The organism is Streptomyces sp. NPDC006208 (assembly GCF_040613775.1).
Lineage (GTDB): Bacteria > Actinomycetota > Actinomycetes > Streptomycetales > Streptomycetaceae > Streptomyces.
Genome location: NZ_JBEXSW010000042.1, coordinates 16,825 through 28,648, shown reverse-complemented (window position 1 = coordinate 28,648; position 11,824 = coordinate 16,825). Strand labels below are relative to the sequence as shown.

Annotated in this window: 11 protein-coding genes; 7 read left to right on the top strand and 4 right to left on the bottom strand. The window is 73.2% G+C overall.

Annotation, left to right across the window (positions count from 1 at the left end):
- Positions 1-159 precede the first annotated feature (159 nt).
- Positions 160-663, top strand: coding sequence for an ATP-binding protein (locus ABZ208_RS29255; protein WP_356912443.1), 504 nt, complete (start codon positions 160-162; stop codon positions 661-663).
- Between the two features lie 27 nt (positions 664-690).
- Here ABZ208_RS29255 and ABZ208_RS29250 read toward each other — a convergent pair whose 3' ends face one another.
- Positions 691-933: a DUF397 domain-containing protein gene (locus ABZ208_RS29250; RefSeq protein WP_328398145.1), complete on the bottom strand. Its 243-nt coding sequence runs from the start codon at positions 931-933 to the stop codon at positions 691-693.
- 296 nt (positions 934-1,229) lie between these two features.
- On the opposite strand from ABZ208_RS29250, the gene ABZ208_RS29245 reads away from it, so the two are divergent.
- Positions 1,230-1,706: a hypothetical protein gene (locus tag ABZ208_RS29245; protein WP_356912442.1), complete on the top strand. Its 477-nt coding sequence runs from the start codon at positions 1,230-1,232 to the stop codon at positions 1,704-1,706.
- Positions 1,707-1,962: 256 nt separating this feature from the next.
- Here ABZ208_RS29245 and ABZ208_RS29240 read toward each other — a convergent pair whose 3' ends face one another.
- Positions 1,963-3,117 carry a DUF2786 domain-containing protein gene (locus tag ABZ208_RS29240; protein ID WP_356912441.1) on the bottom strand — a complete coding sequence of 385 codons (1,155 nt, stop codon included), beginning with the start codon at positions 3,115-3,117 and terminating at the stop codon, positions 1,963-1,965.
- A gap of 94 nt (positions 3,118-3,211) precedes the next feature.
- On the opposite strand from ABZ208_RS29240, the gene ABZ208_RS29235 reads away from it, so the two are divergent.
- On the top strand, positions 3,212-3,985 hold the full coding sequence (locus ABZ208_RS29235; protein WP_356912440.1) for an ABC transporter ATP-binding protein: 774 nt from the start codon (positions 3,212-3,214) through the stop codon (positions 3,983-3,985).
- 157 nt (positions 3,986-4,142) lie between these two features.
- The gene (locus tag ABZ208_RS29230; protein WP_356912439.1) at positions 4,143-6,263 is read left to right on the top strand and encodes an FtsX-like permease family protein; all 2,121 of its coding nucleotides are present in this window, start codon (positions 4,143-4,145) and stop codon (positions 6,261-6,263) included.
- A 100-nt stretch (positions 6,264-6,363) separates the two neighbouring features.
- Here the strand turns inward: ABZ208_RS29230 and ABZ208_RS29225 are convergent, their stop codons facing one another.
- Complete coding sequence (locus ABZ208_RS29225; protein WP_356912438.1) at positions 6,364-7,047, bottom strand: lipoprotein; 684 nt, start codon at positions 7,045-7,047, stop codon at positions 6,364-6,366.
- Positions 7,048-7,177: 130 nt separating this feature from the next.
- On the opposite strand from ABZ208_RS29225, the gene ABZ208_RS29220 reads away from it, so the two are divergent.
- On the top strand, positions 7,178-7,774 hold the full coding sequence (locus tag ABZ208_RS29220; protein WP_356912437.1) for a sugar O-acetyltransferase: 597 nt from the start codon (positions 7,178-7,180) through the stop codon (positions 7,772-7,774).
- Here ABZ208_RS29220 and ABZ208_RS29215 read toward each other — a convergent pair.
- Positions 7,764-8,672 (bottom strand): NADP-dependent oxidoreductase, encoded by a 909-nt coding sequence (locus tag ABZ208_RS29215; protein WP_356912436.1) that lies wholly within the window; start codon positions 8,670-8,672, stop codon positions 7,764-7,766. The two genes, ABZ208_RS29220 and ABZ208_RS29215, sit on opposite strands and share 11 nt — an antisense overlap.
- 126 nt (positions 8,673-8,798) lie before the next feature.
- On the opposite strand from ABZ208_RS29215, the gene ABZ208_RS29210 reads away from it, so the two are divergent.
- Positions 8,799-10,085: a LuxR C-terminal-related transcriptional regulator gene (locus ABZ208_RS29210; protein WP_356912435.1), complete on the top strand. Its 1,287-nt coding sequence runs from the start codon at positions 8,799-8,801 to the stop codon at positions 10,083-10,085.
- A gap of 52 nt (positions 10,086-10,137) precedes the next feature.
- On the top strand, positions 10,138-11,823 hold the full coding sequence (locus ABZ208_RS29205; RefSeq protein ID WP_356912434.1) for a bifunctional 3'-5' exonuclease/DNA polymerase: 1,686 nt from the start codon (positions 10,138-10,140) through the stop codon (positions 11,821-11,823).
- The last annotated feature ends 1 nt before the right edge of the window (position 11,824 follow it).

Genomic DNA, 11,824 nt, shown 5'->3' with positions numbered 1-11,824 from the left:
GAAGAAATGAGCAAGAACCGGCACGGGCATGGACAGGTCAGGCGCGTGCACGTGCATCTGCCCTTGCATCTGCTCTACGCATTCGCAACCATGGTCCTCGCGCACCTGCGTGCTCGTTCGTGTTGTAGCGCCACAGCCGCGATTTCGGGAGTGCCTCGCATGGGGACGAATGGATCGACCATGCTCGAGCCGTTACGGCAGGGGCTTCCTCCGATCGATCCCGCGGCCGTCTCCAGCTCCGCCTCGTGCGCCCTTCCCGCCCGCTACGAAGCGGTCCGCGGAGCCCGCCGGTTCACGAGGACGACGCTCGGCAAGTGGGAACTCGACGACCGCTTCGACGATGTCGCACTGGTCGTGTCCGAACTCGTCACCAACGCACTGCGGCACGCCGTGCCCACCCCCGACGCCGCGCGCGAGCCGGCCCAGGAACCTGCGGTACGGCTGCATCTGATGCGCTGGACGAGCCGCCTGGTGTGTGCGGTCCGCGACCCCAGCCAGGACGGCCCGGCGACCCGCGAGACCGACGAGGACTTCTCCGCGGAGTCGGGCCGTGGGCTCTTCCTGGTCGATTCCTTCAGCGACGGCTGGGGCTGGCACCCGCTCGCCGGGTCGCTGCACGGCAAAGTGGTCTGGGCGCTGTTCCGTCTGGGCAAGCCCGCGTGAGCGGCGGCCGGTGACCACTCCCGGCCGTCAGGCTCCCGCGATCAGATGGTCGAATTCCCCGTCCTTGACGCCCAGAAGCAACGCTTCTATCTCCGCCGGCGTATAGACGAGTGCGGGGCCGTCGGGGTGCCGCGAGTTGCGCATCGCGACGTCACCGCCGGGCAGCTTGGCGAACTCCACACAGGAGCCTTGCGAGTTGCTGTGCCTGCTCTTCTGCCAGACGACCCCCTGAAGCTCCGTGGCCGCCATGCCGTTGTACACGTGGTGCACAAGTCGCTCCCGGGATGCAAGGTGCAGGTGTCAACTATCCCGGATCATAGCTGTGTTCATATGCCGATGCATGAGCGGCTGCACGGGCAGATGCACGTGCACGTGGGGTGTTCCCCTGGTTACAGGCGGGGGCGCTCCGTGCGTCGGTGAGTCCCCTCGTGTCGGTGAGTCCCTTCGTAGAGACAGACGCACGGGAAGCCCGTTCGGCTCACTGCGTCGTGATCCTCGGTCAGATCTGCCGGAGGTCCTCCTGGTAGCTTGGCGCGGTCCTGCAACCGACCAGGGGGAAATGAGACATGCGCAAGCTCGTACGTACATCGGCGGCCGCGGCCGGTCTTCTCGCCGCGCTCGCGCTGACCGGATGCGGCAGCGACGCTGGCGGCGGCAACGGCACGCCCAAGGCTTCGGCTTCGCCGGGCGAGTCAGGCGACAACGGCAGTGGCGGCGGCGAGAGCGCGAGCCTCGAGGGCGCCTGGACGGGCATGGCCGACGGCGGGCCCGTCGCGCTGTCCGTCTCGGGCACGGCCGCATCGATCGTCGCGGACGGTCACGCCTGCACCGGCCAGGTGAAGGACATGGGCGGCGAGCCGATGCTGTCGCTGAAGTGCGCGGACGGGAACACCGACCGCACGATGGGCGCGATCGAGTCCAACGACGGCAAGACCCTGGTCATCTCCTGGGACGCCGGGAAGAAGGACACGCTGAAGAAGGCGGACCCCGGCAAGCTGCCGGAGCTCCCCACCGATCTGCCCACGGACCTGCCGACCGGCTGACGGCCCCGCCACCGACATCGCGCAGGAGCGCTGCGCCCCGGGCCGCGGAACCCGCACGGGTCCGCGGCCCTTTGCCGACCGGCGGGTTGTCGGTGCGGGGTGTCCGGACACACCACGGCACAGGCCCGGCTTCACCGGGTGGGTGCGGCACCGGCACTCGGGCAAGCAGCGGTACGACGCGGCCTGACGGGCTCCGCCGCCGGCGGGGAGGGCGTGGCCGTTCCGGCCAGGATGCCTGCGTGTCGGGCCGGCCGCGTCACCGCTGGTTCTCGCCGGCGCGCGTCCCGCCCAGCCGGCGCCGGCCTCCCGCGACCTCGGCCCGGTCCGCCGCAGCCGTGCCGTCCTGCCAGCCGCCGAGGTCGGTGACGCCACGGACCCGTGCGGTCGTGGTCTCGGGGAACATCCGGTCCGCGCGGTCCGCCACCGCCACGTCCCGCGAGGCCAGGACCGGCAGCAGGTCCTGGGTGACCACCTCGTCGGCCACCGCCGACAGATGCTCGCCGAGCCGGGTCGCGTACGCCATCAGGAAGGACTGGCGGAAGGTCTTCGTGCGCTTGCGGCCGCCCGCGCGCTGCGCCGCCTCGGCACGGGTCATGGCCGTCGTGCCCTGGACGAGGAGCGAGGTGTGGAGCAACTCGACCGACTCCAGGTCCCCTTCGAATCCGACGACCGTCGAGAAGCCGAAGGCGCTGTTCCACACCGCGCGGCAGCGGTTCGCCGAGGCCACGGCGTCGAGAAGGATCGCTTTGGCCGTCTCGTACGGCGCGTCCACGCCGATCCGGCAGGCGGAGGGGGTCTCGGGGCTGTGCGTGCGCGCAGCCAGCAGCGCGTCGTCGATGCTGTGGCGCGCCATCAGCTCCTGCGCCTTCGCCGTGAGCGCCTCCGCCTCCTCCGGGTAGCCCGTCGCCTCGGCCTTCGCGAGCAGTGCGCGGACACGGGAGAGCATGCGCGGTTCGTGCGGCGACGGTACGGAGAGCAGTGCGGCCGTGCCCGGGGGCGGCGCGACCGGCTCGATCCGCGGGAGGCGGACCAGCAGGCGGTACAGCTCGAGCACGGCCGTCGCGCGGGAGAAACGGTCCGCCCGGTAGGGGGCGACGCCCGACAGTTCGGCGAGCTGCGCCTGCCAGCGCGGCGCGAGCCGGGTGCCGTACCGCGTCGACTCTCCCGTGATCAGCTCCGCCGCCAGCCGCTCATGCGGCTCGTCGAGGTCACGGCGTACGAGGCGTACGACGTCGGCCGGCTGCCAGCCGCGCTCCCAGGCGCCGCGGACGTACTCCTCGCCGCGCCGCCGCAGCTCGTCGTCGGCGGCCGGATCCGCGGCCAGCAGCGACGCGCCCGTGTCGAGCCCCTCGTCGCCGTCCGCGTACAACGCTGCGGCCAGTGCCTTCCCGACCGTGCCGACCTCACTCACACCTCAGATGGTCCCACGGGGTAGGGCAGGCCCTACCTGCCGGACGCCCCCCAGTGGTCGTGATCCGCGCGCCGCGGGACGCAAGCCTTGAGGCATGACCTCAACTGCCGTACGGCTCACCGCGCTCCGACGCGTCCACCGCGATGCCACGGCGCTGGACGGTGTCGACCTCGACTTCCCCAGCGGCTCCTTCACCGCCGTCATGGGGCCTTCCGGCTCCGGCAAGTCGACGCTGCTGCAGTGCGCCGCCGGACTCGACCGGCCCACCTCCGGGCGGGTGGAGATCGACGGCACCGACCTCGGCGGGCTGAGCGAGCGCCGCCTGACACTGCTGCGGCGGGACCGGATCGGGTTCGTGTTCCAGTCGTTCAATCTGCTGCCGTCGCTGACGGCCGCGCAGAACGTCGCCCTGCCGCTGCGGCTGTCCGGCAGGCGGCCGTCCCGTGCGGCGGTGCGCGAGGCCTTGACGCAAGTGGGTCTGGAGGGCCGCGCGGGGCACCGCCCGGGGCAGCTGTCCGGCGGCCAGCAGCAGCGCGTGGCCCTGGCGCGGGCGCTGATCACCCGGCCCGCCGTGCTCTTCGGCGACGAGCCGACGGGCGCGCTGGACACGGTCACGAGCCGCGAGGTGCTGACGCTGCTCAGGGCGCTCGTGGACCGGGAGGGTCAGACCGTCGTGATGGTCACCCACGACCCGGTGGCGGCGGCCTTCGCGGACCGGGTCGTGCTGCTGGTCGACGGCCGGATCGCCGGCGAGCTCACCGCGCCCACGGCCGGGCAGGTCGCGTCGCACCTGGCGGGTCTGGAGACGGCGCGGAGCTCGGGTCCCGAGACGGCGCGATGCCCGGATCCGGAGACGGCGCGGTGCTGACGCCGTCGCCCGCACCCCGTCCGCCCGCGACCCGTCCGGCCGCGACCTGTCCGGCCGTGCGCCTGGGCGCTCCTGCGCCGCCCCCGGCCGTCCCCTCGCCCCGAGCCGCCGACGACTCCCCGTCGGGCGGCGGACCCCTGAGACCGGAGGACACCTTGTGCTGATCGTCGCCCTCTCCGCCCTGCGTGCCCGCTGGGCCACCTTTGTCGCGAGTTCCGTCGCGCTGGCGCTCGGCGTCGGACTGGTCACCGCGATGGGGCTCGGCCTCGCCTCCACCCTCGACGCTCCTGAACGCGCACCACAGCGGTTCGCCGCATCTCCCGTCGTGGTCATGGGGCAGGACACCCTCTCGGTGGACGTGCGGCGGGGACCCGGAACCGCCCGTGTCACCCACAGGCTCGCCCATCCACACCCTGTGGACCCGGACCTCGTGGGCGAGCTGCGCGGCCTCGGCCCCCTCCTGCGCCGGGGCGGACCCGACGCGGTCGGGGTGGACGCCCCGGCCGCGGCAGTACGCGCCGTCGTCGGCGACCGCGCCCAGGTGCTCACCGGGGACGAGCGCCGCCGTGCCGACCCCGGACAGGAGCGGGACGCGCAGGCGCTGATCTCGGTGAACTCGCTGCTCGGCACCGCCGGTGGCGTGTCCGCATTCGTCTCCGTCTTCGTCGTCGCGTCGACGTTCGCGTTCACGGTGGCCCTGCGCAGAAGGGAGTTCGGGCTGCTGCGGACGGCGGGCGCGACGCCCGGCCAGATCCGCCGGCTGCTGCTGACCGAGGCCCTCGTCATCGGCACGATCGCCTCCGCGGCGGGCTGTGCGCTCGGCGCCTGGGGCGCACCGCGGCTCGCACGGCTCCTGGTCGCCGGGGAGGTCGCCCCACAGTGGTTCACGATCCGCGAGGACGTGAACTGGCCGTTCCACGCCGCCTTCTGGACGGGTCTGGCCGTGGCGCTCACCGGCGTGTGGGCCGCATCGCGCCGGGCCGGCCGCATCGGTCCTGCCGAGGCGCTGCGCGAGGCGGACGTGGACAGCGGCACGATGCCGCTCGGGAGGCTGCTGGCCGGGATCGCCCTCGTGGGAGCGGGCATCGGGCTGCTGGTCTGGGGGCTCGCCACCGATCCCGCCGACCTGCTGAAGCGCAAGACCTACACCACCCGGCCGATGGTCCTGATCACCGCGGTGGCGCTGCTCGCCCCGCTTCTCGTACGCCGTACGGTCCGGCTGCTGCCGCTGCCCGGGGCCACCGGGATGCTCGTACGGGAGAACACCGCCGCCTCCCTGCGCCGTACCGCAGCGGTCGCCGCGCCCGTGCTGGTGACCGTCGCCCTGGCGGGATCGCTGCTCGGTTCGGCCCGGAGCGTGACGGCGTCGAAGGCGGCCGAGGCACGGGAGCAGACCTCGGCGCAGCTCATCGTCACGGGTGACGACCTGAAGCAGGCCGACGTGCCGGGCGCGACGCTTTCCGCGTCCGCGTCGACCGCCGTCCACGTACGGGAGGAAGGCACGGCCCTCATCAGGTCCGAGGCTCGGGCGGTCGCCGACCCGGCGGCGTTCGCGGACCTGGCCCGGCTCCCTGTCGTAGCCGGTGAGCTGCGGGACCTCGACGACGGGTCGATCGTCGTCAACGAGGAGTGGGAGCGGCACACGGTCGGCGAGCGTGTCGACGTCTGGCTCGGCGACGGTCGCCCGGTCACGCTGCGGATCGCGGCAGTGCTGGCCACCGGGACGGGCAGCAACGGCGCGTACATCACCGCCGCCAACGCACCCGCCGCTCCGGTCGACCGGATCGACGTACGGATCGGGGCGGGAGCGGGTCCGCGGGTGGCCGCCCGACTGCGCGCCGCCACCGGCGGAACGGTGCGCCCGGTGGCCGAGTGGGTCGCCGACACCCACGCCCGCACCGGTCCGCAGACCCGTCTCGGGCTGCTCGTCGTCCTCGGTGTCGCCCTCGTCTACACGGCGATCGCCCTCGCGGGCACGCTGCTGATGGCCACCGCCGCGCGCACCGGCGAACTGAACTCCCTGCGGCTGGCCGGCGCCACCCGCGGCCAGGTCCTGCGCGTCGTGGCGGGCGAGGCGCTGCTCGCCGTGACCGTCGGCGGGGTGCTGGGCGCGGCGGTCACGGCCGTCAACCTCGCGGGGCTCGGCGCGGCGCTGGCGTCGCTCTCGGCACCCGTGACGATTGCGGTGCCGTGGGGGACGGCGGGGCTCGCGCTCGGTGCGTGCGCGGTGATCGCACCCGTGACGGCGCTGCTCAGCTGCCGGCGGGTACGCCGCTGAAGGTTCCGTCCCCGACGACGAAAGTCCCGTGCCGCGAAAACCGTTCCCGAAACGGCGGCGCGTCCCACCCGCAGCGGGTGGGACGCGTCCTCAGGCTCGTTCAGACGCCGCGCAGCGTCTTCTTGGCCAGCTCGTAGGCCGGAAGCATCGATTCGTGCTCCTGCGAGTCCAGTCCGCCCAGGTGCACGACCACCACCCCCTTCGGGGTGGCGACGGCGAACGCCCGCTCCTTCTTCGGCCCGTCCTGGAACTCGCTGTTGCTGAGGTACGAGATCTCGACCGCGTCGAACGCACCGGCCTTGGTCTCGGTGTACTTCTCGCCCTCGCGGTCCTTCGACTCCTCCGCGACGAACCCCTCCAGCGCCTTGCGCACGTCGTCGCCCTGCTTGCCCCCGGTCCACACCCGTATGTAGCCGATGCTTCCCGCCGGCTTCGCGTCGATCTCGCAGGCGAGCGAGACCGTGCCCTGGCTGAATCCGGCCTGAACGGCCTCCGGCTTCCAGGACTTGGCCAGGTCGAAGGTGACAGGCAGGGAGCACGGCGAACCCGCGCCGCCGACCGAGCCGCCCTTCTCGGCGGCCTTCGCGCCGCCGTCGCCCTTGCCGCCCGCCTTGCCGCTGTCCGCCTCGGCGTCCTTGCCGCCCTTGGCGCTCGATGCCCCGTTCGCCGGCCGGCCGGCTTCCGGCTCGGCCGTACAGCCGGTCACCGACCCGAGCAGCAGCGCCGCCGGAACAACTGCGAGGCCCACACCTGACATCAGACCTCGTACCGCACTGCGCACCATGGATCCCCACCCTGTGAATGTCACGCTCATGCCGAGTCGCGTGCGCCGGTCATATGCCGCGCCGGCCCATCCTAAGGAGGCCGTTCCGAAGAGGCCGTTCCAGCCTGGAGATATCGGGAAAGGACACGGGATGGGTGTGAACAAGGACCGGATGCTCGCGGGCGAGTGGTACCTCCCCGACGACCCCGAACTGGCCGCGGACAACGAGCGGCGCGTCGAACTCTGCGCCGCGTACAACGCCGGCGGCGCAGGGGCCGCCGGGCGGGAGCGGATCCTCACCGAACTGCTCGGCTCACTGGGCAAGGGCGTCCGCATCCGGCCGCCGTTCCAGTGCGACTACGGCCGGTACATCAGCATCGGCGACCGTACGTTCATCAACTTCGGCGCGGTGTTCCTCGACGCCGCGCCCATCACGATCGGGGCCGACGTCCAGATCGGACCGAATGTCCAACTTCTCACCCCCGCCCATGAGCTGGACACCGAGCGCCGCCGGGCCGGCTGGGAGAGGGCCGTCCCGATCACGATCGGCGACAACGTGTGGCTGGGCGGCGGGGTGATCGTCTGCCCCGGCGTCACCATCGGCGAGAACACCGTGGTCGGAGCGGGGGCGGTGGTCACCAAGGACCTGCCGGCCGGGGTGCTCGCCGTCGGCAACCCGGCCCGCGTGATCCGCACGCTCTCCCCCGGCACGTCCGCCGGCGGAGGCTGCGCTCCCGTCACGGAGTGAGCACCAGCTTCCCCCGGGCACGACCCGCCTCGCTCAGCGTCTGGACCTTCGCCGCGTCCCGCAACGGGTGGGAGCTGTCGATCCGGATCCGCAGCCTGCCGTCCGCCGCCAGCCGGGCATGCCCGGCCAGTGCGCGCTCCGGTGCCTTGGTGCCGCCCGACGAGAACGTCACCCCGTGCTCGGCCGCGTCGGGGTCGGCGATGGTGACGATCCGGTCCGTCGTGCCGCCGCGCAGAACGACGGAGTCCGCGAGCGCGCCCCGGCCCGCCGTGTCGAAGACGGCGTCGACGCCCTCGGGAGCCAGCGCGCGGACCCGCTCGACCAGACCCTCCCCGTATGTGACCGGGACGGCACCGAGCTCCCTGAGGTAGTCGTGGTTCCCCGGCGACGATGTGCCGATCACGCGTACGCCGGCCGCGGTCGCGAGCTGCACCGCCGCCGATCCGACCACCCCGGCGGCGCCGTGCAGCAGCAGGGTCTCGCCGTCCCGCACCCCGAGGAGGTCCAGCACACGCGCGGCGGTCTCGGTCGCCACCGGCAGCGCCGCCGCGTCGGCCCAGTCCAGGCCGGCGGGCTTGGGGGCGTACGACTCGCTCAGCGCGTACTGGGCATAGGCACCCGTCGCGGTCCAGCCCAGGACCTCGTCGCCGACCGCCGTACCGGTCACCCCCTCGCCGACCTCGTCGACGATCCCGGCGAACTCCAGGCCGGGCGTGCTGGGCAGCGGGGTCGGGAACTGCTCCTCCATCCAGCCGTTGCGGATCTTGTGATCGAGCGCGTTGACCCCGGCCGCCATGACTCTGACCCGTACCTGACCGGGTCCTGCGTGCGGCTCCTCCGCCTCGGTGAATCGCAGCACCTCGGGTCCGCCGAACTCTTCGAAGACGATCGCTTCCATGTCTGGCTCCTTCCGCCGCAATCAACCTTCGGGTGGTGAGGACACAGATCCGGCCCGCCTTTCGGACAGTTGCACCTGTCCGAAGGAACGGCCGACGAGGCGAGCCGCCCCCGTACGCTGACAGGCATGGAGCACTCCGGACTCACCGCGTCCGCGCCGGCGGCGTCCACGCTGGCCGCCGCCCAGGACGTGATCCGGCAGCCACTGGGCCAGGTGCTGCCCCGGCTGTCGGCCACCGTGGCCCCGCTCGTCCCGCATCTGGCGGCGGCCGAACGGTCCACGCACTGCGCGCACTCCCCGTTCAAGTCTCACACCGCACCAGGCGTCCCGGACGGCGCGGTCGGGCGGATCACCTCCGCCGAGCTGGACCCGCTCATCGCCTCCGTGTCCGCGGGCAGCCCCTGGCAGGGCACGGCCCACATCGGCGGGGCGGACCGCCCGGTACTCGCCGTGGCCAGCGAGGCGACCGACCGCGGCGCGCTGCTGGTGCTCGTACGCGCCCACGACGATCCGCTCACCGCGTCGGACACCGCCGTCGTCCAGGCCCTGTGGGACCTGGTGACCAGCCACTTCGACCGGCTGGTCACCGAGGCGCTGCCCGGCACGCTCGCCCGGTCGCGGGCCTCGGCCGGCGAGCGGGCCCGGGTGATCGCCGAGCTGAGCGAGAACCATGCGACCGCGCTGTCCGGTCTGCTGAGCGTGCTGCGCAGCCGGAACCTGGACGACGCGGCGGCCCGTGCCACCGCCGTCGACCTGGCCGTCACCGCCCTGGTGGACCTGCGCGCGGAGACCGAACGGGACCGGGCCGTCGCCGAGGAGCCGGCCACCGACGCCTTCGCCCGGCTCACCGACTCCCTGCGGCCGCTGGTGCGCCACAGCCCGGTCAGGCTGGAGTTCGGCGCACCCGAGTCGGCCCGCCCGCTGGCCGCTGACGTGGCACATGCGGCGCGGGCGGTGGTTCGGGCCATGCTGCTCACCTGCCTGGAGCAGGACGCGGTGAGCCGCGTCCATGTCGGCTGGTCGCTGGGCGATACGGAACTGCGGGCGACCGTACGGGACGACGGCCCCGGTGCCCTGTCGGCGTGCAGCCTCGGACCGCAGCGGGTCGGCGAACGGCTGGAGGCACTGGGCGGCCGGCTGGACGTGGACGCGGTGCCGGGCTGGGGAACGACAGCGACCGCGACCTTCCCGCTGGGCACGCCGCAGACCGCGCCCGAGGACCCGCTGGCGCCACTGGGCGCACGGGAGCTGGAAGTGCTCACGCATCTGGCGCGCGGCCACCGCAACCGCGTGATCGCGCAGGAGCTGCACATCAGCGAGTCGACGGTGAAGTTCCATGTCGCGAACATCCTCACCAAGCTGGGGGTCGCCACCCGCGGCGAGGCATCGGCCCTGTTCCACGCGGTGGCGTAGGGCTCGGTGGCGTGCCCCTCGGTTGTCGGACCCGCCTGTCAGACTCGCGCTCGTGAGCGAACGATGGGCTGTGGCCGCGGAAGGGGACGGAGCGCTGCTCGTCCCCCTCGGCCCCGACGGCCTGCCCGCGGGACCGGTCGTCGCGGAGCCCGATCTCGCCGGGGCGGTCCGGTCCCGGCCGCAGGTGGGGCGCTGGGTGTGGCGGTCCACGGCCGAGATCTATCCGCGGCTGCTGGCCGCCGGCGTCCGGGTCGAGCGGTGTTACGACATCGAGGACGCGGAACTGCTCCTGCTCGGCCACGAAGGGCGGCTGGGCGAGCCCCGCTCGGCGGCCGCGGCCTTCGCCCGTCTGCACCACTCCCCCGTACCGCCCGATCCGCCGCAGAGGGCGGCCGAGCCCGGCTCGCAGTCGTCATTGTTCGAGCCGCAGCCGGTCGCCGTGCCGCTGGCGGCACTGCTCGAGGTCTACGCCGACCAGCAGCGACGGCACGACGCCGCCGAGCACCCGGCACGGATGCGGCTGCTGACCGCTGCCGAGTCCGCGGGAATGCTGGTCGCCGCCGAGATGAACCGCTCGGGGCTGCCGTGGCGGGCGGACGTGCACCGCGAGGTGCTGCACGAGCTGCTCGGCGAGCGGTACGCGGGCGGGGGCGAGCCGCGCCGGCTCGCGGAGCTGGCCGACGAGGTGTCGGCGGCCTTCGGGCGCCGGGTTCGTCCCGACCTTCCCGCGGATGTGGTGAAGGCCTTCGCGCAGGCCGGGATCCGCGTGAGGTCGACCCGGCGCTGGGAGCTCGAGGGCCTCGGCCATCCCGCGGTGGAGCCGCTGATCCAGTACAAGAAGCTGTACCGCATCTGGACCGCGCACGGCTGGAGCTGGCTCCAGGACTGGGTGCGCGACGGCCGGTTCCGGCCCGAGTACCTGCCCGGCGGCACGGTCTCCGGCCGCTGGACGACCAACGGGGGCGGAGCCCTTCAGATCCCGAAGGTCATCCGGCGCGCGGTGGTCGCGGACGACGGCTGGAAGCTCGTGGTCGCCGACGCCGACCAGATGGAACCGCGCGTGCTCGCCGCGATCTCCCGTGACCCGGGCCTCATGGAGGTGGCCGGGCACGAGGGCGACCTGTACTCCGTCCTGTCCGACCGGGCCTTCTCCGGCGACCGCGACCATGCCAAGGTCGCTCTGCTGGGCGCGATCTACGGCCAGACCTCGGGCGACGGCCTGAAGAACCTGGCCGCGCTGCGCCGCAGATTCCCGCAGGCCGTGGCCTATGTGGACGACGCGGCCAGGGCGGGCGAGGAAGGCCGGCTGGTACGCACCTGGCTGGGGCGCACCAGTCCGCGCGCGGCCGGCGCGGGCGAAGACGAAGAGGCCGGCATCCCGCAGGAGGGCGAGGAGCCCGGCCCGTCGGCGGACGGCGAGTTCACGCCCGGCTACGCATCGACGAACGCCCGCGCGCGGGGCCGTTTCACCCGGAACTTCGTGGTGCAGGGCAGCGCCGCCGACTGGGCGCTGCTGATGCTGGCCGCCCTGCGCCAGGCACTGGCCGGCATGCGCGCGGAGCTGGTGTTCTTCCAGCACGACGAGGTGATCGTGCACTGCCCCGCCGAGGAGGCGGATCACGTGACGAAGGCGATCCGCGCGGCCGGTGAGCTGGCCGGGCGGATCGCCTTCGGGGAGACGCCGGTGCGGTTTCCGTTCACCACGGCGGTGGTGGAGCGCTACTCCGACGCGAAGTAGC